Annotated in this window: 20 protein-coding genes and 1 pseudogene; 11 read left to right on the top strand and 10 right to left on the bottom strand. The window is 64.8% G+C overall.

The genetic code is table 11. The annotated features are described in order from the left end of the window. Positions 1-47 precede the first annotated feature (47 nt). The 3 genes from uvrA to MXAZACID_RS01575 are packed head-to-tail and all read left to right on the top strand — an operon-like array spanning position 48 to position 5,434. On the top strand, positions 48-2,918 hold the full coding sequence (gene uvrA / locus MXAZACID_RS01565) for an excinuclease ABC subunit UvrA (RefSeq protein WP_008492259.1): 2,871 nt from the start codon (positions 48-50) through the stop codon (positions 2,916-2,918). Positions 2,919-2,922: 4 nt separating this feature from the next. Next, the gene (locus tag MXAZACID_RS01570) at positions 2,923-3,639 is read left to right on the top strand and encodes a hypothetical protein (RefSeq protein ID WP_008492260.1); all 717 of its coding nucleotides are present in this window, start codon (positions 2,923-2,925) and stop codon (positions 3,637-3,639) included. Between the two features lie 43 nt (positions 3,640-3,682). Further along, positions 3,683-5,434, top strand: coding sequence for a hypothetical protein (locus MXAZACID_RS01575; protein WP_144052609.1), 1,752 nt, complete (start codon positions 3,683-3,685; stop codon positions 5,432-5,434). 30 nt (positions 5,435-5,464) lie between these two features. Here MXAZACID_RS01575 and MXAZACID_RS01580 read toward each other — a convergent pair whose 3' ends face one another. The 7 genes and pseudogenes from MXAZACID_RS01580 to MXAZACID_RS01615 all read right to left on the bottom strand — a co-directional run bounded on the left by MXAZACID_RS01580 (position 5,465) and on the right by MXAZACID_RS01615 (position 12,700). Next, the gene (locus MXAZACID_RS01580; protein ID WP_008492262.1) at positions 5,465-5,962 is read right to left on the bottom strand and encodes a type II toxin-antitoxin system RatA family toxin; all 498 of its coding nucleotides are present in this window, start codon (positions 5,960-5,962) and stop codon (positions 5,465-5,467) included. Positions 5,963-5,974: 12 nt separating this feature from the next. Then, a complete protein-coding gene (lipA, locus tag MXAZACID_RS01585; protein WP_008492263.1) occupies positions 5,975-6,925 on the bottom strand; it encodes a lipoyl synthase in 951 nt (316 codons plus the stop codon). A gap of 107 nt (positions 6,926-7,032) precedes the next feature. Next, positions 7,033-8,427, bottom strand: coding sequence for a dihydrolipoyl dehydrogenase (lpdA, locus tag MXAZACID_RS01590; protein ID WP_008492264.1), 1,395 nt, complete (start codon positions 8,425-8,427; stop codon positions 7,033-7,035). Between the two features lie 105 nt (positions 8,428-8,532). Beyond that, entirely contained in the window at positions 8,533-9,804 is a 1,272-nt protein-coding gene (locus MXAZACID_RS01595) for a pyruvate dehydrogenase complex dihydrolipoamide acetyltransferase (RefSeq protein ID WP_008492266.1), read from the bottom strand. A gap of 17 nt (positions 9,805-9,821) precedes the next feature. Beyond that, positions 9,822-11,157 (bottom strand): annotated as a pseudogene (locus MXAZACID_RS01600) (pyruvate dehydrogenase complex E1 component subunit beta). Positions 11,158-11,163: 6 nt separating this feature from the next. After that, complete coding sequence (gene pdhA / locus MXAZACID_RS01610; protein ID WP_008492269.1) at positions 11,164-12,123, bottom strand: pyruvate dehydrogenase (acetyl-transferring) E1 component subunit alpha; 960 nt, start codon at positions 12,121-12,123, stop codon at positions 11,164-11,166. A 289-nt stretch (positions 12,124-12,412) separates the two neighbouring features. After that, complete coding sequence (locus tag MXAZACID_RS01615; RefSeq protein WP_162173902.1) at positions 12,413-12,700, bottom strand: septum formation initiator family protein; 288 nt, start codon at positions 12,698-12,700, stop codon at positions 12,413-12,415. Between the two features lie 248 nt (positions 12,701-12,948). Here MXAZACID_RS01615 and MXAZACID_RS01620 point away from each other — a divergent pair, with 248 nt between their 5' ends. Next, the gene (locus MXAZACID_RS01620; protein ID WP_008492271.1) at positions 12,949-13,404 is read left to right on the top strand and encodes a hypothetical protein; all 456 of its coding nucleotides are present in this window, start codon (positions 12,949-12,951) and stop codon (positions 13,402-13,404) included. Positions 13,405-13,453: 49 nt separating this feature from the next. Here MXAZACID_RS01620 and hemF read toward each other — a convergent pair whose 3' ends face one another. Next, the gene (hemF, locus tag MXAZACID_RS01625; protein ID WP_008492272.1) at positions 13,454-14,305 is read right to left on the bottom strand and encodes an oxygen-dependent coproporphyrinogen oxidase; all 852 of its coding nucleotides are present in this window, start codon (positions 14,303-14,305) and stop codon (positions 13,454-13,456) included. A gap of 109 nt (positions 14,306-14,414) precedes the next feature. Between hemF and petA the strand changes: the two genes are divergently transcribed. From petA to MXAZACID_RS01650, 5 genes are all read left to right on the top strand, one after another. Further along, complete coding sequence (gene petA, locus MXAZACID_RS01630; RefSeq protein WP_008492273.1) at positions 14,415-14,972, top strand: ubiquinol-cytochrome c reductase iron-sulfur subunit; 558 nt, start codon at positions 14,415-14,417, stop codon at positions 14,970-14,972. Positions 14,973-14,981: 9 nt separating this feature from the next. Beyond that, positions 14,982-16,040, top strand: a complete 1,059-nt coding sequence (locus tag MXAZACID_RS01635; RefSeq protein ID WP_008492274.1) for a cytochrome b N-terminal domain-containing protein — start codon at positions 14,982-14,984, stop codon at positions 16,038-16,040. Beyond that, a complete protein-coding gene (locus MXAZACID_RS19955; RefSeq protein ID WP_008492276.1) occupies positions 16,040-16,732 on the top strand; it encodes a cytochrome c1 in 693 nt (230 codons plus the stop codon). Before MXAZACID_RS01635 ends, MXAZACID_RS19955 begins: the two co-directional genes overlap by 1 nt. Beyond that, the gene (locus MXAZACID_RS01645) at positions 16,729-17,286 is read left to right on the top strand and encodes a uracil-DNA glycosylase family protein (protein WP_371137073.1); all 558 of its coding nucleotides are present in this window, start codon (positions 16,729-16,731) and stop codon (positions 17,284-17,286) included. The genes MXAZACID_RS19955 and MXAZACID_RS01645 overlap by 4 nt, the downstream gene beginning before the upstream one ends. An 83-nt stretch (positions 17,287-17,369) precedes the next feature. After that, positions 17,370-18,059 (top strand): DUF4396 domain-containing protein, encoded by a 690-nt coding sequence (locus MXAZACID_RS01650; RefSeq protein ID WP_008492279.1) that lies wholly within the window; start codon positions 17,370-17,372, stop codon positions 18,057-18,059. A gap of 109 nt (positions 18,060-18,168) precedes the next feature. On the opposite strand, the gene MXAZACID_RS01655 is transcribed toward MXAZACID_RS01650, so the two are convergent. Continuing rightward, positions 18,169-18,846, bottom strand: a complete 678-nt coding sequence (locus tag MXAZACID_RS01655; RefSeq protein ID WP_008492280.1) for a GNAT family N-acetyltransferase — start codon at positions 18,844-18,846, stop codon at positions 18,169-18,171. A 3-nt stretch (positions 18,847-18,849) separates the two neighbouring features. Then, positions 18,850-20,325 (bottom strand): D-glycero-beta-D-manno-heptose-7-phosphate kinase, encoded by a 1,476-nt coding sequence (rfaE1, locus tag MXAZACID_RS01660; protein ID WP_008492281.1) that lies wholly within the window; start codon positions 20,323-20,325, stop codon positions 18,850-18,852. A gap of 67 nt (positions 20,326-20,392) precedes the next feature. Between rfaE1 and MXAZACID_RS01665 the strand changes: the two genes are divergently transcribed. Next, positions 20,393-21,355, top strand: coding sequence for an Hsp33 family molecular chaperone HslO (locus tag MXAZACID_RS01665; RefSeq protein WP_008492282.1), 963 nt, complete (start codon positions 20,393-20,395; stop codon positions 21,353-21,355). Next, positions 21,352-21,851, top strand: a 500-nt coding sequence (locus MXAZACID_RS19070) for a hypothetical protein (protein ID WP_008492283.1), incomplete at its 3' end; no start/stop codon positions are given. The genes MXAZACID_RS01665 and MXAZACID_RS19070, both read left to right, overlap by 4 nt.

The raw sequence follows: 21,851 nt of genomic DNA on the forward strand, positions 1-21,851 counted from the left end.
CGAGACCCTATCTTACAAGAACGTATCACGAACATCCAGGATCGATCATGGCGGAACAGAAGGGTGCCGGCTTCATTACTGTTCGCGGCGCGCGCGAACATAACCTGAAAAATATCGACATCCAGATTCCGCGCGAGCAGCTGACGGTCATCACCGGCCTGTCCGGCTCCGGCAAATCCTCCCTGGCGTTCGATACCATCTATGCCGAGGGGCAGCGGCGCTATGTGGAGAGCCTCTCCGCCTATGCCCGGCAGTTCCTGGAGCTGATGGGCAAGCCGGATGTGGACAGCATCGAGGGGCTCTCCCCGGCCATCTCCATCGAGCAGAAAACGACCTCGAAGAACCCGCGCTCCACCGTCGGCACCGTCACCGAAATCCATGATTATATGCGCCTGCTCTGGGCGCGCGCCGGGGTGCCCTATTCGCCCGCCACCGGCCTGCCGATCGAGGCGCAGACGGTGAGCCAGATGGTGGACCGGGTGATGGCGATGCCGGAGGGCACGCGGCTGCTGCTGCTGGCCCCGGTGATCCGGGGCCGCAAGGGCGAATACAGGAAGGAGCTAGCGGAGTATCAGCGCAAGGGCTTCACCCGTGCCAAGATCGACGGCACCGTCTATGAAATCGCCGAGGCGCCGGCGCTGAAAAAGACGCTGAAACACGATATCGAGATCGTCGTCGACCGGTTGGTGGTCAAGCCCGGGCTGGAGCAGCGCCTGGCGGATAGTTTCGAGACCGCGCTCGGGCTGGCGGATGGCATCGTCTATGCCGAAAATCACGACAATCAGGAGCGCACGGTGTTTTCCTCGCGCTTCGCCTGTCCGGTGTCCGGCTTCACCATCGAGGAGATCGAGCCGCGGCTATTCTCCTTCAACTCGCCGCATGGCGCCTGCCCGGAATGCGATGGGCTGGGGCATGAGATCTATTTCGACCCGCATCTGGTGGTGCCCGATGAGCGCCGGGCGCTGGATGACAATGCCATCGCCCCCTGGGCCAACGCGCAATCGCCCTATTACGATCAGACCATCGCCGCCATCGCCAAGCATTACGGGGTGAGACTGGGCACCGCCTGGGAGGATGTGCCCGAGGAGGTGCGCGAGGTGTTCCTGTTCGGCTCCGGCAAGGAGGAGATCAAATTCACCTACAAGGACAGCGCGCGCGCCTATAATGTCGTGAAGCCGTTCGAGGGGATCATCAAGAATCTCGACCGGCGCTACAAGGAAACCGATTCCGCCTGGGTGCGTGAGGAGCTTTCCCGCTACCATGCCGAGCGCCCCTGTGCGGCCTGTAACGGCGCGCGGCTGCGCCCGGAGGCGCTGGCGGTGAAGGTGGCGGAAAAAAACCTGGCCGAGGTGGCGGAGCTGTCCATCGACAAGGCGCGGGACTGGTTTGGCGGCGTCGCGGAAACCCTCACCCCGCAGCGCCTGGAAATCGCCCGGCGCATCCTCAAGGAGATCGAGGAGCGGCTGCAATTCCTGCTCGATGTCGGGCTGAATTATCTCACCCTGGCGCGCTCTTCCGCGACGCTCTCGGGCGGGGAGAGCCAGCGCATCCGCCTCGCCTCGCAGATCGGCTCCGGGCTTACCGGCGTGCTCTATGTGCTGGATGAGCCCTCCATCGGCCTGCATCAGCGCGATAATGAGCGGCTGCTGGGCACGCTGGAGCGGCTCAAGCGCCTCGGCAATACCGTGCTGGTGGTGGAGCATGACGAGGATGCGATCCGCGCCGCCGATCATCTGGTGGATATGGGGCCGGAAGCCGGGGTGAAGGGCGGGCATGTGGTGGCGCAGGGCACGCCGGCGGAGGTCGCGGCCAACCCGAAATCCGTCACCGGGGATTATCTCTCCGGCCGGCGCTCGATCCCGGTGCCGCCGCGCCGCCCGGTGCAAAAGAACCGCACCATCAAGCTCGTCGGTGCGCGCGGCAATAATCTGAAGGATGTCACCGCGACCTTCCCGCTCGGGCTGTTTACCTGTGTCACCGGCGTTTCCGGCGGCGGCAAATCGACGCTGGTGATCGACACGCTCTACAAGGCGCTCTCGCGCCGGCTGATGGGCTCGGGCGAGGTGCCGGCGCCGTTCGAGAAGATCGAAGGCATGGAGCAGCTCGATAAGATCATCGATATCGACCAGTCGCCGATCGGCCGCACCCCGCGCTCCAACCCCGCCACCTATACGGATCTGTTCGCGCCGATCCGCGACTGGTTCGCCGAGATGCCGGAGGCGCGCGCGCGCGGCTATAAGCCCGGCCGCTTCAGCTTCAACGTGAAAGGTGGGCGCTGTGAGGCCTGCCAGGGCGATGGCGTGCTGAAGATCGAGATGCACTTCCTGCCGGACGTGTTCGTCACCTGCGATACCTGCAAGGGCAAGCGCTATAACCGCGAGACGCTGGAGGTGAAGTTCCGCGGCAAATCCATCGCCGATGTGCTGGATATGTCGGTGGACGAGGCGTTGGTGTTCTTCTCCGCGGTGCCGAAGATCCATGACCGGCTCTCGATCCTGGCGCGCGTCGGGCTCGGCTATATCAAGCTCGGCCAGCAGGCGACCACACTTTCAGGCGGCGAGGCGCAGCGTATCAAGCTGGCCAAGGAGCTGGCGCGCCGGGCCACCGGGCGCACGCTCTATATTCTCGATGAGCCGACCACCGGGCTGCATTTCGAGGATATCCGCAAGCTGCTGGAGGTGCTGCACGCGCTGGTGGATGCCGGCAACACCATCATCGTCATCGAGCATAATCTCGAAGTGATCAAAACCGCCGATCATATTATCGATATCGGGCCGGAGGGCGGCGCGGGCGGTGGCCGCGTCATCGCCACCGGCACGCCGGAGGATATCGCCGCGAGTGAAGGCAGCTATACGGGCCGCTTCCTCGCCCCGTTGCTGGCGCCGGCCAAGCCTGTGAAGACGCGCAAGAAGGCCTGACGCGGTGAACCGGCTCCGCCGCATCGTCGGGGGCTGGCTGGCGAGCTTCCTGACCCAGGAGGTCGAGGCCGCCCCGGCCCTGCCGGTGGATCTGGTCGCGCTGCAGGCGTTGCTGCGCAAGGCCGATGTGATCCTGGTCGAGGGTAATCTGCGCATCAGCGCGGTGATCAAATATCTCACCCAGTCCAGCTGGTCGCATGCGGTGCTGTATGCGGGCGGGGGCATGTGCATCGAGGCGGATGTGCTGCAGGGCGTGCGGCGCTTTCCGCTCTCGGAGCTGGCGCCTTACCATCTGCGCGTCTGCCGGCCGATCAGCCTGACCGAGGCGGATGCGGATATCGTCGTTGCCCACGCGCAGGCCAGGCTGGGCGCGCAATATGACCTGAAGCATGTGGCGGATCTGGCGCGCTATATGGTGCCGCTGCCGGTGCCGCGCGCCTGGCGGCGGCGGGCGATCGCGGTCGGCTCCGCCGATCCCAGCCGGGCGATCTGCTCAACCCTGGTGGCTGAGGCGTTTCAGGCGGCGCATTATCCGATCCTGCCCGAGATCCCGTCCTCAGTGCCCCCCGGGGCGGCAGCGGCGAAGGTGCGGGAGATCTATCATATCCACGATACCGGCCTGTTCACGCCGCGTGATTTCGACATCTCGCCGTTTTTCCAGATCATCAAGCCGGATATGCCGCGCATTTTTGACCATCATAATTTGGTCTGGGTGGATTGAAGCGATGGACGCATCTGTTTCGTTGGCTTAACCTTTGGTGCGCATGCAAAAAGCTCTTGCGCCCTTGCCGCCCTTACCCCGCATTGCGATGTTCACCTGGTTCGGCACGCTGATATGTCTGGACACAGGCTCATCCTCACTGGTGCACCGGGCACCGGACGCACTGGAACCCCAGCATATCGTGCTGGGGCTGGAGCCAACCCCGACCGGCGCCATTCTTTCCGTGGCGCATGCCGAGCGGGCCACCCTCCCCAACCTGCCTTCGACCCTCGCCATTCAGGAGGGGCATTACCAAGGCAGTCTGCTGTTTCATGCTGATGAACTTTTTCTCGTGGCCCGGCCGGATGGCGAGCTGAGCTTTCTCTCCGCTGCAGCCAAGGAATGGGAGCATTTTCTGCCGGTGCCGGCGCGCGATGTTGAGCTGATCCACCGGATCGTGGCGCAATACTGGTCGGTGAATGGCGGTTCGCCGGTCAAGGCGGGGTTTTGCGCCTTCAATCTGTTTTTCGGCGAACATGTGGTGGAGTTGCCCGGCCAGTTGCCGCTGCCACTTCAACAGGACCTGGCCACGCTGGAGCTGCAAGCGCGCGATGGGGTGTTGCGGGCGGTGCCGGTGCCGGGCTGGCGCGGGCGCAAACAGGTCTGGATCCACCCGCATGGAAATATTGGCAACAGGGCGCTGCAATATCTCACCGCTGAGGGAATCGCGCGGCGTGTGGCTGGGGCGGTTGTGACCAATATCCAGCTGCCGATGTGGCAGCGCGAGGCGCCGGCGCCCCGCCCGCCCGCCCGTGAAAGTGCGGGCACGGGAGACGATTATCATCTGGACGTGGCCGGGCTGGCGGCGTGCCTGGATCGTGATGAGGTGGATGCGATCTGTCTGGAGGGGTATTGTTTTCATGTCTCACATTACCCGTCGCGCGCGACCTGCCGGGCCTTGCTGCCGCCTGTTCCGGGGCAGGAGGCCGTGCAGGGATTTGGCCCCGGCCAGCTGGTCTGCAGCGTGCGCGCGAACGAGATCCTGAACGGCGAGTATCCTGGCTATTTTCCGCTGCCTCCGGCGTATTACGCGAAATTACAGGAAGAGAGCGGCCTGGAGCTGGTGTTTTACGGGCAGCTTGGCGAGGACTCTTATAGTGCCGGCTTGCGCGCCGCCTTTCCGCGGGCGCAGTTCGTTGCCGGTACCAGTCCCGGTTATGATTTCGAGGTGCTGCGCCGGTCCGCCAATCTGGCGCTGAGCATTTCGACATTCTCCTGGCTGGCGGCCTGGTTGAGCGAGGCGCAGCGCACCTATGTGCCGGTCGGTGGCATGTTCAGCCCGGTCTTGCAGGTGGGGCAGCTTTATCTGCCCCTGGAGGAGCCGGCGTTTCGCTATGTCTTGCTGCCGCCGGTTACGGCGGTTGGGCTGCAGGCCAATCCCGCGCGGTTTTGGCAAATGCAGGATCTGCTCGGCGCGCAGGCGCGGTTTGCCACGGCGCAGGAATTGCGCGACATGCTCGCCCGGCTGGAGAAACGCAAGCCAAGCCGGATCGAGCTCAAGGATTTCGACGGCACGCGCTATCTGGCGCGCAATGCGGATGCGGCGCTGGATGTGCGGGAGGGGCGCGGCACGGCTCTGGCGCATTATCTGGCCATCGGCGCGCGCCGGGAGCATGTGATACAAAATTTCGATCCGCTATTTTATGCGCGAACCTACCCGGATGCGTCCGAAGCGGTGGCGTTGGGCCATTATGACAGCCTGCTGGCCCATTTCCGCGATCTGGGGGCCGCGCTTGGATATCAGCCGGCCGCTTGACGCAGTTCCCGTGCGGGACGCAAACGCCGCTCACTTCACCTGCGGGGCGGGCTGGCCGGTGGGGGCGGGGGCTGGTCTGGGCGGCTCGCCATAGACGCTGGCGGCGCGTTTGAGGAAGGCGTTGACCATCATCTGCACCGCCTCGGTGAACACCGCGCCGATGGCCTTCTGCAGGATGATGTTGCGGAATTCGAAATCGACGAAGAAATCCACCGCGCAGCCCTCCGGGTGCGGGGCGAAATCCCAGCGATTATGCAGATATTTGAACGGGCCGTTCTCATATTCCACGCGGATGGCACAGGGGCCCTCGCCCGAGCCGGGCAGCAGCGTGACGCGGGAGGTGAAGCTCTCCCGGAACGGGCCGAAGCCGATGGTCAGATCCGCGATCATCAGGTTGTTCACATGGCTGCGGATCCGCGCCCCCACGCACCAGGGCAGGAATTTCGGATATTTGGCCACATCCGCCACCAGCGCGTAGAGCTGCTGGGGCGTATAGGGGACGATTTTCTGCTGCGCGAACTTGGTCATGCGGGGGCGTGCTCAGCCCGCCAGCTGCTTGGCCCGGGCGGCGCGCAGCTGCTCGAAATCCGCATCGGCATGATAGGAGGAGCGGGTGAGGGGGGTGGCTGAGACCTGCAGGAAGCCCTTGGCGCGGGCCATGCCGGCCAGCTCCTCGAACTCCTCGGGCGTCCAGAATTTCTCCACCGCGGCATGCTTCACCGTGGGCTGCAGATATTGCCCGATGGTGAGGAAATCCACATCGGCGATGCGCAGATCATCCATCACCTGGGAAATCTCGGACTTGCTCTCGCCCAGGCCAACCATGAGGCCGGATTTGGTGAAGATCGACGGATCGAGCTGCTTCACCTGGTCGAGCAGGCGGATGGATTGATAATAGCGCGCGCCGGGCCGGATGGTCGGGTAGAGGCGGGGCACGGTCTCGAAATTATGGTTGAACACGTCCGGCCTGGCGGCGGTGACCATTGCGATGGCGCCGGGCTTGCGCAGGAAATCCGGGGTGAGGATTTCGATGGTGGTGGCGGGGGCGGCGTCGCGCACGGCGGCGATGACGGCGGCGAAATGCGCCGCCCCGCCATCGGGCACATCGTCACGATCGACCGAGGTGATCACCACATGGCGCAGCCCGAGCTGGGCCACGGCCTCGGCGACGCGGCGCGGCTCATCCGCATCCAGCGCGTTCGGCAGGCCGGTGGAGACATTGCAGAAGGAGCAGGCGCGGGTGCAGATCTCGCCCATGATCATCATCGTGGCGTGGCGCTGGGACCAGCATTCGCCGATATTCGGGCAGGCCGCTTCCTCGCACACGGTGGTCAGCTTCTTGTCGCGCATCAAGGCGCGGGTCTCGTGATAGACCGGGTGGGTCGGCGCCTTGACGCGGATCCAGTCCGGCTTGCGGGCGATCGGATTGTCTTTCCGGTGCTGCTTTTCCGGATGCCGGACCCGGTGGTCGATCTCGATACGTGTGGCCATGATTCCACTTATCCCTAAAAGAAACGCCCCCTGCAAAGGGGGCGCTACCGAGAGCCGGATGTCTCCATCCGGCTCGCTTTATCACATTGCGGGAGCGCCGCGCTGGTCTAGAAGTGGATGACCCGGCCGTAAGCGTCAAGCACGGATTCGTGCATGGCTTCCGAGACGGTGGGGTGCGGGAACACCGTTTCCATCAGCTCGGCCTCGGTGCTTTCCAGCTGGCGGGCGATGACATAGCCCTGGATCATCTCCGTCACTTCCGGCCCGACCATATGGGCGCCGAGCAATTCGCCGGTCTTGGCGTCGAAGATGGTTTTCACCAGCCCGTCCGGTTCGCCCAGGGCAATCGCCTTGCCATTGCCGATCAGCGGGAAGCGGCCAACCTTGACCTCATGCCCGGCTTCCTTGGCCTTGGCCTCGGTGAGGCCGACACTGGCCACCTGCGGGTGCGCATAGGTGCAGCCGGGGATGTTGCCGGTCTCGAACGGGTGCGGGTTGAGCCCGGCGATTTTCTCGACGCAGACGATCGCCTCGTGGCTCGCCTTGTGCGCCAGCCAGGGCGGGCCGGCCAGATCGCCAATGGCATAGACGCCCGGCTCGCCGGTATTGCCATAGCCATCCACCACCACATGGGTGCGATCGACCTTCGCTTTGGTGCCTTCCAGACCGATATTTTCGACATTGCCGACAATGCCGACCGCCGAGATCACTTTCTCGACCTCGAAGATCTGTTCCTTGCCGCCGGCCTCGACCGTCACCTTGACGGATTTCGCCCCCTTCTCGGCCTTTTTGACCACGGCGGAGGTCAGGATCTTGATCCCCTGCTTCTCGAACTGCTTGCGGGCGATGGCTGAGATTTCGGCGTCTTCCACCGGCATGATGCGGTCGACCATCTCCACCACGGTCACATCCACGCCCAGCGTGTTGTAGAAGCTGGCGAATTCGATGCCGATGGCACCAGAGCCCATGATCAGCAGGGATTTCGGCAGGGTTTCCGGCACCATCGCCTCGAAATAGGAGATGATCTGCTTGCCATCGACCTCAAGGCCGGGGATCTGGCGGGGACGGGCACCGGTGGCCAGGATGATGTGCGGGGCTTCCAGCTCGGCGAGCGGCTTGCCGTCCTTGGTCACGGAGAGCTTGCCCGAGCCTGCGAGCTTGCCATAGCCGTCATAGACGGTGACCTTGTTCTTCTTCATCAGATGGCCGATGCCGCCCGAGAGCTGCTTGGAGACAGCGCGTGAGCGCGCCACCACCTTGGCCAGATCCACCTTCACATCGCCAACGGTGATGCCGAACGCTTCGGAATGGTCGATCAGATGCTTCACCTCGGCCGAGCGCAGCAGCGCCTTGGTCGGGATGCAGCCCCAGTTCAGGCAGATGCCGCCCAGATGCTTGGCCTCGACCAGTGCCACTTTCAGCTTCAGCTGCGCGGCGCGAATGGCGGCGACATAGCCGCCCGGGCCACCGCCGACCACGATAACGTCGAATTTGTCAGCCATTTTGGAGTTCCTTTTTATGCCGCTTTTTTGAAAAAAAGCGGCGCAAAAAACTTTTGCAACCTGGGCCGGGGGCGTGGCGCAGCCAAAGCCCTCGGCCCAGCGGGGTTAGAGCATCAGGCTCAGCGGCTCTTCGATCAGGCCCTTCAGGGTCTGCAGGAATTCAGCGCCCAGCGCGCCATCGACCACGCGGTGGTCGGTGGACAGGGTGACGCTCATCACCGTGGCGATCCTGATCTCATCGCCCTTCACCACGGCCCGCTTCTCCCCCGCACCGACAGCCAGAATGGCGGCCTGCGGCGGGTTCACGATGGCGCAGAAATCCTTGATGCCATACATGCCCAGATTGGAGATGGAGAAGCCGCCGCCCTGGAATTCCTCGGGCTTCAGCTTGCCGGCCTTGGCACGGCCCGCGAGATCCTTCATCGCGTTGGAAATGCCGGCCAGGCCGAGCTTGTCGGCGTTCTTGACGATCGGGGTGATCAGACCATCCGGGACGGCAACGGCGACGGAGATGTCGACATTGTCGTACTGAATGATCGCCTCATCGGTCCAGGAGGCATTCACCGCCGGGTGCCGGGCCAGGGCGACGCCGCAGGCCTTGATGACGAGATCATTCACCGAGAGCTTGAAGGCGCCCGGGCCGTCCTTCGGCGACTTGCCGTTCAGCTCGCCGCGCAGCGCCAGCAATTTGTCCAGCTCGATATCCACCGTGAGGTAGAAATGCGGGACGGTCTGCTTGGATTCCGTCAGGCGCTTGGCGATGACCTTGCGCATGGTGGAGTTGGGGATCTTCTTATGCGGCGCGGTGATGACCGGGGCCGGGGCGGCCGGCTTCGGCGCGGCGGCGGCCGGGGCAGCAGCCGGCGCGGCTTCGGCCTTCGGCGCGGTGGCGGATTTGCCGTCCAGATCCGCCTTCACGATCCGCCCATTCGGGCCGGAGCCCTTGATGGTGGCCAGATCGATGCCGGACTGCTTGGCGATGCGCTTGGCCAAGGGCGAGACGAAGATCCGCTCACCATGCGAGGCGGCGGGAGCTGCTGCTGGGGCGGCCTTTGGCGCCTCAGCCTTGGCCTCTTCCTTCGGCGCTTCCGCCTTGGGCGCGGCGGCGGGGGCAGGGCCGTCCACCTTCTCGTCCTTGGAGGCGGTGATCAGCCCGATCACCGCATTCACCGCAACCCCCTCAGTGCCTTCCGGCACCAGGATCTTGCCGAGGAAGCCTTCATCGACGGCTTCCACTTCCATGGTCGCCTTGTCGGTCTCGATCTCGGCGATCACGTCGCCAGACTTGATCTCATCGCCTTCCTTCTTCGCCCATTTCGCGAGCTTGCCCTCGGTCATGGTCGGTGAGAGGGCCGGCATCAGGATGTTAATGGCCATGTTGAACGCCTCCCGGATCAGAACAGTTTCTTGACGGCATCCACCACCCAGTCGGGCTGGGGCAGCGCCAGTTTTTCAAGGTTGGCCGCATAGGGCATCGGCACGTCAACGCCGGCCACGCGCGCCGGCGGGGCATCCAGCCAGTCGAAGCAATGCTCGGTGACGGTGGCGATGATCTCGGAGCCGATACCGGCGAAGGGCCAGCCTTCCTCCAGGCTCACCACGCGCGAGGTCTTTTTCACCGAGGCGGCGATGGTCTCGGTATCCAGCGGGCGGATGGTGCGCAGATTGATGACCTCGGCGGAGATGCCCTGCTCGGCCAGCGTCTCAGCCGCCTTCAGCGCCGTATCCACCATGATCGAGAAGGCGATGATGGTGACATCGCTGCCTTCGCGCTCGATCTTGGCCTTGCCGATCGGCAGGATGAAATCCTCATCTTCCGGCACCTCGAAGGAGTGGCCGTACAGGATCTCGTTTTCCAGGAACACGACCGGGTTGGGGTCACGGATGGCGGCGCGCAGCAGGCCCTTGGCATCGGCGGCGGACCAGGGGGCGACGACCTTCAGGCCCGGGCAATGCGCGTACCAGGAGGCGTAGCACTGGCTGTGCTGGGCGCCGACACGGGCGGCGGCACCGTTGGGGCCGCGGAAGACGATCTGCGCGCCCATCTGGCCGCCGGACATATAGAGCGTCTTGGCGGCGGAGTTGATGATCTGGTCGATCGCCTGCATGGCGAAGTTGAAGGTCATGAACTCCAGGATCGGCTTCAGCCCGTTCATCGCCGCACCCACGGCCATGCCGGTGAAGCCATGCTCGGTGATCGGGGTGTCGATGACGCGGCGCGCACCGAATTCGTCCAGCAGGCCTTGGCTGACCTTATAGGCGCCCTGATACTGGGCGACTTCCTCGCCCATCAGGAACACGTCCTTATCGGCGCGCATTTCGACGGCCATGGCTTCGCGCAAGGCTTCGCGCACGGTCATGGTCTTGGTCGGGCCCCATTCCTTCTCGACCGGCTCCTGCGGCGTGGTGGGCGCTTTTTTTCGGGGCTTCGGCCTTCGGGGCCGCAGCCTCGGCCTTGGGTGCTGGGGCCGGGGCGGGCTTGGCGGCGTCCGAGCCGCCATTGAGCTGGGCGATCACCGCGTTCACGGCGACACCCTCAGTGCCTTCCTCGACCAGAATGGCGGTCAGCGTGCCTTCATCGACGGCTTCCACCTCCATGGTCGCCTTGTCGGTCTCGATCTCGGCCAGAACATCGCCGGACTTCACCTCATCGCCCACTTTCTTGAGCCATTTGGCGAGCTTGCCCTCGGTCATGGTGGGGGAGAGGGCGGGCATCAGAATGTCGGTCATGGTGTCTTAGCCCTCCAGCAGCACGTCAGTGTAAAGTTCGGACGGATCGGGCTCGGGCGAGCTTTGCGAGAAATCAGCCGCCTCCTGCACCCGGGCCTTGATCGCCTCATCCAGCTTCTTCAGATCGGCCTCGGCGATGCCGGCCTCCTCCAGCTTCTTGCGGGCGGAATCCAGGCAGTCATGCTCGGCGCGCATTTTCTGCACCTCTTCGCGGGTGCGGTACTTCGCCGGGTCGGACATTGAGTGGCCGCGATAGCGATAGGTCTTCATCTCCAGCAGGAACGGGCCCTTGCCGGCGCGGCAATGCGCCACCGCCTGCTCACCGGCTTCCTTCACCGCCAGCACATCCATGCCGTCCACGGCCAGGCTGGGCATGCCCCAGGCGGCGGCGTTCAGCGAGAGATCGCGCGAGGCGGAGGCGCGCTCGACCGAGGTGCCCATGGCGTAACGGTTATTCTCGATGATGAACACCACCGGCAGCTTCATCAGCGCCGCGAGGTTGTAGCTCTCATAGACCTGCCCCTGGTTGGAGGCACCTTCGCCATAATAGGTGAGGCAGACATTGTCGTTCTCGCGATACCAGTTGGCGAAGGCGAGGCCCGCCCCCAGCGAGACCTGGGCGCCGACGATGCCATGCCCACCGAAGAAGCCTTTCTCCTTGCTGAACATGTGCATGGAGCCGCCCTTGCCCTTGGAGTAGCCGCCGATGCGCCCGGTCAGCTCCGCCATCACGCCCTTGGGGTCCATGTCGCAGGCCAGCATATGGCCGTGGTCGCGGTAGGAGGTGATGACCTGATCGCCTTCCTTGAGGCAATGCTGCATGCCGACCACCACGGCCTCCTGGCCGATATAAAGATGGCAGAAGCCGGCGATGAGGCCCATGCCGTAAAGCTGGCCCGCCTTCTCCTCGAAGCGGCGGATCAGCAGCATGCTCTCATAGGCCTTGAGCAATTCGTCCTTGCTCATCACCTCGGCGGGCTTCTTTGCGGATTTTCTCGATTTGTCAGGGCTAACGGCCATGTCTCTTGGCTCCCGGGTTTTGATCGTCCGCTCGCAGCTATGCCAATGTTGGTGCGCCGCGCAAGAGAAAGCTCTGTAAAAACTCTTCTTCGCAGTTGCAACAAATTAAATTAACCAAAAAGTAGTTAATTCATGCATCCGAAGCCCGGGGTAGGTAGAAGGCGGCTCATAAAATTTCAAAAAAAACGGCGCCGAAAGGCGCCGCTGCTTAGGGTGAGGCTCTAAAACGAAATCATCATTCGGCGGATTTGTGCGGCGGCAGCTCGACGACGAGGTCGTTCGGGTCGGCGAGGCTCAGCACGTTGCGGGCTTCCTCGTTCAGCATGTCGGGCTGAATCGCCTGGCCATTGAGGTCGGCCACCTTGGTCTGCCAGAGCACCAGGCGCTGATGGGTGGCATCCGCCTGCTTCTGCACGGCGGCCAGCTGCGCGCGCTGCGCGGCCTGCGCCTCCAGCCCGCTTTTGCCGTGGATGGCGTTCCATCCAAAATAATAGGTGAGCGCCAGAAAAATAGCAGGCGCCACCAGGCCACGAAGGCGGTTTTTTATCGCGCGGAGCACAGAGCCATTCCCTAAACGTGAAGCCGGGTTGTTGAAACCGCTTGAATCTTCCCTTATCCGCGCGTAATTCGCAAGTGAATTTCTTGAATAATCATGACATTAAATAAATTAATTCAATTTCATTCCGCCGCCTTGTTTCCGCCCTTCTTGGGGCGTGCTGTTGCCACAGGCGGGGCGCCTATTCAGGCCAGAATGTGCGAAGGGGACAACCCATGACGATGAGACAGATTTTGCTGGCGGGTGCCGTGGCGATGGGCCTGGCCGGCGCTGGCGTCGCCCCGGCCTTCGCGGACTGGGGCGATCACGGCCATGGCGGCGGCGACTGGCACGGCGGTGGCGGTTGGCATGACGGTGGCGACTGGCACGGTGGCCCCGGCGGGCATTGGGATGGCCGCCCCTACCATGATTGGCATGATCATGGCTGGTGGGGGGCGGGTCATATCTGGCACTGGTATGCCGGTTGGGGCCCGGACTATGGCTATATCGGCCCGGCCCCGGTCTGGGGGCCGGGCGTGCCGGTCTATGCCGGTCCGCCGCCAGGCTATTATTACGCGCCGCCGCCCCCGCCCCCGCCGGTCTATTACGCGCCACCCCCGCCGCCGCCGGTTTACGTGGCGCCGATGCCCTCGGTGATCATCACCCCGCGCGGTGTGGGCATCACCCAGTAATGAAAAGGCCGGAGCATTGCTCCGGCCTTTTTGCATGCTCGCGTCGGGCTCAGGGCCATTTCACTTCGGGCGGCATCGACATCAGGATCGCCTCGGTATTGCCGCCGGTTTTCAGCCCGAATGTGGTGCCGCGGTCATAGAGCAGGTTGAACTCCACATAGCGGCCGCGGCGGATCAGCTGCGCCTCGCGCTCCTGCGGCGTATAGGGGGCTTCGCGCCGGCGGCGCACGATCGGCGGGTAGGCCGCCAGGAAGGCCTGGCCGACATCGCGGGTGAAGGCGAAATCCGCCGCGACATCGCCACTATCGAGATAATCATAGAAAATCCCGCCGGCGCCGCGCGGTTCATTGCGATGCGGGAGATAGAAATATTCATCGCACCAGGCTTTGAATTTTTCATAATAGCCGGGATCGTGCGCATCGCAGGCGGCCTGATAGGCGGCGTGGAAGAAGGCGGCATCCTCGGTGGCTTCCGGCGTGCCGGGCTGCAGCGGGGTGAGATCCCCGCCGCCGCCGAACCAGCCCTTGGCGGTGACGATCATGCGGGTATTCATATGCACCGCCGGGATTTTCGGGCTGCGCGGATGCACGACCAGCGAGATCCCCGCCGCCCAGAACACCGCACCTGCCTCGGTGCCGGGAATTTTCGCGGCGAAATCCGGGCTCAGCGTGCCATCCACCACCGAGATATTCACCCCGGCCTTCTCGAATACCTGGCCGCGCAGCACGCTCATCGTGCCGCCGCCGCCGCCCGGGCGCTCCCAGCTGGTGCGCTGGAACCGGGCAGCGCCGCCGGCTTCCTGCTCGATCGTCTCGAATTCGGCGCAGATCCGGTCGCGCAGGGCGGCGAACCAGGTGGCGGCGTCCTGTTTCAGGGCGGCATGGGGGGGCGGGCTGGTCATGGCGCCTGCTTAAGCCATGCCCGGCCATCGATCCACACTTGAAATTTTTTCATTGCCTTGCCACGCTGCAACCAAGGGAGGAGACTTAACTCCTCCAGGGAGCGAACACATGGCTGAACCAACAGCGGATGCGCTTGCGGCGCATGGGACCGAAACCCGGCGCGACTTCCTGAGGCTTCTGGCCGTGGCGGGCGGCGCCATCGGGGTGGGGGCGATCGCCTGGCCGCTGATCGACGCGCTGAACCCGGACGCGGCGGGGCTGGATGCGGCCCGGCCGGTGGTGCTGGTCTCCGATATTGCCGAAAATGCCACCAAGACGGTGCAATGGGGCGGGCAGACCATCCTGATCCGCCGGCTGACCGACCAGCAGCTCGCCGCCGCCCAGATTGTGCCGATGAGCGCCTTGCCTGACCCGCAGGAGGTCTCCGAACGGGTGGCGCCGGATGATGGGCATATCGTCGTGGTGATCGGCATGAATACCGGCGCGCCCTGCGCCTTGCAGGGGAGCGCGCCGGGCGATCCGCGTGGCGATTATGGCGGCTGGGTCAGCCCCTGCGATGGCAGCGAATATGACGCGCTGGGGCGGGTGCGGGCCGGGCCGGCGCCGCGAAACCTAGCCATCCCGCGCTTTCGCTTCATCGATAAACACCAACTCCAGCTGGGTTAGGACGCGCCAATGCAATCGGAGGCGAATCAGGGCGTTGCCTGCCCGTATCTGATGAAGGATCGCGCGCCTGGCGGAGCCTGGCATGCGACCTTGCCAACGCTGCTGGGGGCGCTGCTGGCGCTGCTGCTGGCCTCGGGCGCGGTGCTGGCGGTGTATTATAATCCGCGCGACGCCTATGGCGCGGTGCAGATGATCAATCGCGAGGTGAATGGCGGCTGGCTGGTGCTGGGCTACCATAATACCGGCGCGTCTTTGGCGTTTCTGGCGCTATATGCGCAGCTGTTCCGGCTGCTGCTGACCCGCGGCTATCGTGGCCCGGCGCGGTTTGCCTGGATGCTCTGGGTGAAGCTGCTGGCGGTGCTGCTGCTCACCGGCTGGCTGGGCTTCGTGCTGCAGGGCGGGGCAGGGGGCGCGCTCTCGCTCACCCGTGCCAGCGATGCCGCGCTGACCCTGCCGGGCTTTCCCGGCGCGGTGGCGCTGTGGATTTTCGGTGGCCCGTCCGGCCCCGGCACGTTGGCTCGGCTGCTGGTGTTCCATGTGCTGCTGGCGGCTTGCGCGGTTTGGGTGATCTGCTGGGCGCGCTGCGCGGCACGGCGGGCGCGGCCGGCGCCGGAGGGCCGGGCGGTGGCGTTCTGGCCGGTCTATGCGTCGCAATATTTCGCGGCCTTGGCGGCGCTGGCGCTGTTGTTCACGCTGCTGCTGGCCTTCGCCCCGCATTGGGGGCAGAGCGCCCAGGCCATGCTGCCGGGCGATGTGCTGCCGATGGTAATCTCCTATCCCTGGTATTTGCGGCCGGTGGCGCATCTTGCCGGGCTGATCCCGGGTGATGGCGGGGCGATTTTGGTGGTGATCCTCGCCGCCGCCGCCCTCTATGCACTCCCCTGGCTGGACCGCTCCAACGGCGCCCCGCCCGGCCGGCTCTATCGCGGGCTGACGCTGCTGCTGGGGCTGGATGTGCTGGCTCTGGGCTGCGCCAGCGCGCCGGTGCCGCAGATCATTTTCGGCATCTGGTTTTTCATCCATTTCCTCGTGCTCACCCCCCTCGTCACCGCCGCGGAGGCCAAATAATGCGCGTTTTGCTGATGTCGGGCTTAGCACTCGGGCTGCTGGCGGGTGGGGCGGCGCAGGCGCAGCCCCCGTCTTTCCCCTCCTCCGGCGCCTTCGGACATATCGATGATGAAGCCGCCCAGCGCGGGCTGGCGGTGTATCAGGGCGTGTGCGCCAGCTGCCACAGCCTCAACCAGCTACATTACCGGGATCTCGCGGGAATCGGGCTGGATACGGCGCAGATCGCCGGGCTTGCCAATGCGGTGAAGCTGGCCACCGGCCAGCCCGCCACCCCGGATGATGTGTTCAAGGCCCCCGCGGCGATGAGCATGGGCGGGGCGGTGCCGCCGGATCTCTCCAGCATCGTCGCCCAGCGCCGCGATGGCACGCGCTATATTTATCGCTTCCTCACCGGCTTTGCCCCGGCCCCGGCCGGGGTGACGATGCTGCCAGGGCATTACTACAACCGGGCTTATCCGGGCGGGCAGGTTGCCATGCCGCCGGTGCTGCGGGACAATGCGGTGACTTACGCGGACGGGACCAAGGCCACACAGGCGCAGGAAGCCGCGGACATCGCGGAGTTTCTGACATGGGCGTCCGATCCAAACCTCACCGCCCGGCATGTTCTGGGGATCAGGGCGGGGATCTTCTTCGCCTTCCTGACGCTGGTGGCGCTGGCGACCAAAAGGCGGATCTGGAAGCAGGAGGGCTGAGCGGCGTCGCGGCTTCGGCGCGGGCCTGCCGCGTCTGCCATGACATTTTGCCGCTGGGGGCGCGGCCGGTGTTCCGGGTCTCGCCCACCGCGAAGCTGCTGGTGATCTCGCAGGCGCCGGGCACCAAGGTGCATGCCAGCGGCCTGCCGTTCGACGATGCCTCCGGCGATCGGCTGCGGCATTGGATGGGGATTGGCCGGGAGGTTTTCTACGATGAAACCCGGCTGAATTTCATGCCAATGGGCTTCTGCTATCCCGGCCGGCTGCGCAATGGCGGCGATGCCCCGCCGCGCCCGGAATGCGCGCCGCTCTGGCATGAGGCGCTGTTGCGCCATCTGCCGCAGCTTGAGCTGATCCTGCTGGTCGGCGGCTATGCGCAAAGGCGCTATCTGGGCAAGGGCAGCATGACGCAGAGGGTGCGCGCGCAGGCGCCGGGGCGGTTTCTGCCGCTGCCGCACCCCTCCTGGCGGACCACCGGGTGGGAGAAGAAAAACCCTTGGTTTGGTGAGGAGATTTTGCCGAAATTGCGGGCGGAGGTGGCGCGGCTGACGTGATCGTCATCAACGCGCCGGGTTGAATTTTCGCCGGGCTGCCCAAGCTATGTTGCAACATAGATGTTACAGCGAAGGAGGCGCGGATGGTTCCGGCCTGGCTCAATGATGTGGCGATGCTGTCCCTGGCCGCCGCGTTCATCAGTGCGCTGATTATTTTGTGGGATCTGCGTGCCCGCCCGCAGGCGATGGCGGTGATGAACCCGGTCTGGCCGGTCACCGCCTTATATTTCGGGCCGCTCGGGCTCTGGGCCTATTGGCGGCTGGGGCGCGCGGCGCCGGCATCGCATCACGCGCATCATCACCATCATCATCACGGCGATGACAAACCGTTCTGGGTGCAGGTCTTCGCCGGCACCACCCATTGCGGGGCGGGCTGCACGCTGGGCGATATTGTCGCCGAGTTTTTGGTGTTTTTCTCAGGGCTGGCGATCGCCGGCTCGGTGTTCGCGGGGCAGTTGGTGCTGGATTATGCCTTCGCCTTCCTGCTCGGCATCGTCTTTCAATATTATTCCATCGTGCCGATGCGCGGGCTGCAGCCGGCAGAGGGCATCAAGGCGGCGGTGAACGCGGATTTCTGGTCGCTCACCGCCTTCGAGGTCGGGCTGTTCGCCTGGATGGCGCTCACCCGCTTCGTGTTTTTCGGCCCCAGCCTGCAGCCGGACAGCGCCACCTACTGGTTCATGATGCAGATCGGCATGATCATCGGCTTCGCCACGGCGTTTCCGATGAACTGGCTGCTGATCAAATCCGGGGTGAAGGAGCCCTGTATGTAGGCGCGTGTTAGAGCATCAAGCTTTTAGCTTGATGCTCTAAGTTTTGTTTTGGCGAGCCATTTCATGTGTTTAGGTCGACACTGTCGCGTCAAGATAAACCCATATTGCTCTAGCCGCGCAGCTCTTTCAGTGATTTGATCGCATTGCCCTGCGCATCGAAATTCGCCTCATCCAGCCAGGCGAGAATCGCATCGCGCTGTTGCGGCCATTCATGCCCGAGCATCGCATACATCGCGGTGTCGCGTTCGCGCCCCTTCACCACCATATGCGCGCGCAGCGTGCCCTCATAGGAAAAGCCCAGGCGCAGCGCGGCGCGTTTGGAAGGCTCGTTGAGCGCGTTGCATTTCCAGACCAGCCGGCGATAGCCGAGATCCTCCGCCGCGTGGCGCAGCATCAGGAACATCGCCTCGGTCGCGGCACGGGTGCGGCGCAGCTCCGGGCCGAACCAGATATTGCCAAGCTCGATGGCGGCATTCTTTGGCTCGATATTCATCAGCGAGAGAAAGCCGGAGACACGGCCGATGGTGGTCGGCCGCACCGCCCAGAAGGCGGCCAGCGGGTCGGCGTAAAAGCCGGCAATCAGCGCTTCCACCTCGGCCACACTCTTCCACGGGCCGAAGGACATATAGGTGAAACTGTCCTCGGCGAATTGCGAGGCCTCGAACAGTTCCAGCGCATGGCGGCGGGTGAGCGGCTCCAGGCTGACGCGCGCGCCCAGAAATTTCTGCCGGGCGGGCAGCGGGCGCGGCCAGGTATCGACCTCGGGGCCGAGGGGAAGTTTGGTCATGGCTCAGCCCCTCAGCCGGGCGAGGGTGGCGGTGGTGGAATGGCCGGGAAGCAGCTGGGCCAGCGCTACACTGCCGCCCCAGCTCTCCACCAGATCCGCGCCGACGACGGTTTCGCGGGTATAATCCGCGCCCTTGATCAGCACGTCCGGCTTGATCAGCTTGATCAGCTCGATCGGGGTATCTTCCTCGAACAGACAGACCAGATCGACCGAGGCGAGCGAGGCCAGCACCGCGGCCCGCGCCGCCTCGCCCTGGGCCGGGCGGGTCGGGCCTTTCAGACGCTGCACCGAGGCATCGGCATTGATGCCGACGATCAGCCGGTCGCACATCGCCCGGCATTGCTCCAGCAGATGCACATGGCCCGGATGCAGCAGATCAAAACAGCCATTGGTAAAGCCGACCTTATAGCCGCGCAGGCGCCAGCGCTCGGCCATCTCGGCGGCGGCGGACGGGGTGACGATTTTCTGCAGCGCCCCGGTGGCGGGGGCGATATGGGCGAGAAGATCCGCCGGGCGGGCGACAGCGGTGCCGACCTTGGCGACGACGATGCCGCCGGCGATATTGGCCAGCCTTGCAGCCTCCACCAGCGGCACCTCGGCGGCGATGCAGGCGGCCAGGGCCGCCACCACCGTATCCCCGGCGCCGGAGACGTCATAGACCTCGCGCGCCTCGCCGGGGAAATGAAGCACCTCCTCGGCGGTGATCAGGCTCATCCCGTCCTCGGAGCGCGTCACCAGCACCGCGCCGAAGCCATACCAGGCGATCAGCGCCTTGGCGGCGGTGACGATCTGCGCCTCGCTCTCCACCGGCATGTTGGTGGCCTCGGCCAGTTCCTTGCGGTTGGGAGTGAGGATATCCGCGCCCTTATAGCGGGCATAGTCGCGGCCCTTGGGATCGACGATGATCTTGCGCCCGAGTTTCTGCGCGCCTTCGATCAGAGCGGCGCAGACCGGGGCGCTGAGCACACCTTTATTATAGTCCGAGAGCACGGTGACAGTCGTGGCCGCCATCGCATCCAGGGCGATCTTCAGCAGCCGCTCGCAGAGCTTCTCCGGCAGGGCGATGCGCTCCTCGCGGTCGGCGCGGATCAGATGCTGGCCTTGCGCGATATAGCGGGTCTTCATTGTCGTGGTGCGGCCGTTCTGCACCAGCAGCCAGGGCTCCACACGCTCCTGCCCGCCGATCAGCCCGGTCAGGTCCGAGCCCGCCTGGTCATCGCCGACGACCGAGACGAAGGCCGCCGAGGCATCGAGCGCGATCAAATTGCGCACCACATTCCCGGCCCCGCCCGGCATCGCCACCTCGCGGGTGACGGTGAGAATGGGCACCGGCGCTTCCGGGCTCACCCGGGTCACTTCGCCATAGGTGTAACGGTCGAGCATCGCGTCGCCCACCACGAGCACGCTGGCGCGGGCGAGTTTCTTCACATAGGCGCCGAGGTCGGCGGAGGGGTGGTCGGCAGAGGAGTCGTTGGCCATGGGAAACCGCTAACCCTCTCCCGGGCTTGTGGCAACGGGGCGAAAACATGCTTATTTGGGACACATCATGACAGAGCTGCCCGCGTTTCTTGATTCCACCCGCCCGCAAGTGCCGGATCTTTCCGTGCCGCGCGGCGTCACTCCGTTTTATCTGCCCGAGCGCCCGGTGCGCGGCCGGCTGGTGCGGCTGGGGCCGCTGGGGGCGACGCTGCTCTCCCGGCACCAGCATCCCGCCCCGGTGCGCGCCTTGCTGGGCCAGGCGCTGGCGCTGGCGGCGGGGCTCTCCACCGCGTTGAAATTCAAAGGCTCCTTCTCCATCCAGATTCGCGGCGACGGCCCGGTGCCGATGCTGGTGGTGGATTGCACCGAGGCCGGGGCGCTGCGCGGCTATGTGCGGGTGGAGGCGGGGGCTGAGATCCCGCCGGAGGCTACCGCGCGCCAGCTCTTCGGCAATGGCTATATCGCCTTCACCGTCGATCAGGGGCTGGACAAGGACCCGAGCCAGGGCATCGTCGCCATCGAAGGCGAGAGCCTGACCGAGATGGCGGAGTATTATTTTTCCACCTCCGAGCAGCTGCCGGCGCGGATTTTCCTGGCGGCGGCGGAAGGCGAGGGGGGGTGGCGCGCCTCGGCTCTGGTGATGGAGCGTGTCGCCGGGGCCGGCGGTGTCGGCCCGGAGATATCCGCGGGCGAGCAGGAGGAAGCCTGGCGCACCGCTTGCATCCTGGCCGAGACGGTGACGCAGGAGGAGTTGCTGGATGATGCGCTCTCGCCCGAGCGGCTGCTCTACCGCTTGTTCCATGGCGAAGGCGTGGCGGTTTCCAAGCCGCGCGCGCTCTCCTTCGGCTGCCGCTGCTCGCGCCAGCGCCTGGGCGGCATTCTGGAAGGGTTCAACCAGGAGGATCTCGACCATATGGCCGTCGAGGGCCAGATCGTGATGACCTGCGAATTCTGCAATTTCGATTTTTGTTTCGCCCGCGCGGATGTCGCCGGGCGCCCGCCCCAAACTGACCTTGGAGCCCCCGAATGAAGAAGCTGCTTCTCGCTTTGCCGCTGCTGGCGCTTGCCTCCTGCGGCTCGACGCCACCGGCCCCGGTGCTGAAACCGCTGGATTATTCCTATCTGCCGCCGATCCTGCTGAAGGTGGCGCAGGTGAATGTGGTGACGAATTTCGTGCCCAGCCCCTCCCAGCAGCTGGCCGCGAGCCAGGATCCCGCCCCCCCGGCCGAGACGCTGGAGACGATGCTGCGCCAGCGCCTGCAGCCCGCCGGCCAGCCCGGCACCGCGACGGTGACGGTCACCAACGCCTCGGTTGATAATGTCAGCGGCAATCTGGTCGGCGCGATGACGGTCGATGTGAATCTGGCCAGCGCCGATGGCCGCTCCACCGGCTTCACCGAGGCCAGTGTCGGCGCCACCCATAGCGCGCCGGAGTCCGGCAATCCGGAGGATCTGCGCGTGGCCTATTACGACCTGACCAAGCAGCTGATGACGCAGATGAATGTGCAGCTGCAATACCAGATTCA

Origin of the sequence: Acidocella sp. MX-AZ02 (assembly GCF_000306035.1) — a bacterium.
In the GTDB taxonomy this organism is placed as follows: domain Bacteria; phylum Pseudomonadota; class Alphaproteobacteria; order Acetobacterales; family Acetobacteraceae; genus Acidocella; species Acidocella facilis.

Bases quoted from the DNA above. Each gene is read 5' to 3' on its own strand.
- rfaE1 (WP_008492281.1), bottom strand. From the start codon at position 20,325: ATGGCCAACGACTCCTCTGCCGACCACCCCTCCGCCGACCTCGGCGCC.
- MXAZACID_RS01620 (WP_008492271.1), top strand. From the start codon at position 12,949: ATGACGATGAGACAGATTTTGCTGGCGGGTGCCGTGGCGATGGGCCTG.
- MXAZACID_RS01580 (WP_008492262.1), bottom strand. From the start codon at position 5,962: ATGACCAAGTTCGCGCAGCAGAAAATCGTCCCCTATACGCCCCAGCAG.
- lipA (WP_008492263.1), bottom strand. From the start codon at position 6,925: ATGGCCACACGTATCGAGATCGACCACCGGGTCCGGCATCCGGAAAAG.
- pdhA (WP_008492269.1), bottom strand. From the start codon at position 12,123: ATGAGCAAGGACGAATTGCTCAAGGCCTATGAGAGCATGCTGCTGATC.
- MXAZACID_RS01635 (WP_008492274.1), top strand. From the start codon at position 14,982: ATGCAATCGGAGGCGAATCAGGGCGTTGCCTGCCCGTATCTGATGAAG.
- uvrA (WP_008492259.1), top strand. From the start codon at position 48: ATGGCGGAACAGAAGGGTGCCGGCTTCATTACTGTTCGCGGCGCGCGC.
- petA (WP_008492273.1), top strand. From the start codon at position 14,415: ATGGCTGAACCAACAGCGGATGCGCTTGCGGCGCATGGGACCGAAACC.
- MXAZACID_RS01655 (WP_008492280.1), bottom strand. From the start codon at position 18,846: ATGACCAAACTTCCCCTCGGCCCCGAGGTCGATACCTGGCCGCGCCCG.
- MXAZACID_RS01575 (WP_144052609.1), top strand. From the start codon at position 3,683: ATGCAAAAAGCTCTTGCGCCCTTGCCGCCCTTACCCCGCATTGCGATG.
- lpdA (WP_008492264.1), bottom strand. From the start codon at position 8,427: ATGGCTGACAAATTCGACGTTATCGTGGTCGGCGGTGGCCCGGGCGGC.
- hemF (WP_008492272.1), bottom strand. From the start codon at position 14,305: ATGACCAGCCCGCCCCCCCATGCCGCCCTGAAACAGGACGCCGCCACC.
- MXAZACID_RS01650 (WP_008492279.1), top strand. From the start codon at position 17,370: ATGGTTCCGGCCTGGCTCAATGATGTGGCGATGCTGTCCCTGGCCGCC.
- MXAZACID_RS19955 (WP_008492276.1), top strand. From the start codon at position 16,040: ATGCGCGTTTTGCTGATGTCGGGCTTAGCACTCGGGCTGCTGGCGGGT.
- MXAZACID_RS01595 (WP_008492266.1), bottom strand. From the start codon at position 9,804: ATGGCCATTAACATCCTGATGCCGGCCCTCTCACCGACCATGACCGAG.
- MXAZACID_RS01665 (WP_008492282.1), top strand. From the start codon at position 20,393: ATGACAGAGCTGCCCGCGTTTCTTGATTCCACCCGCCCGCAAGTGCCG.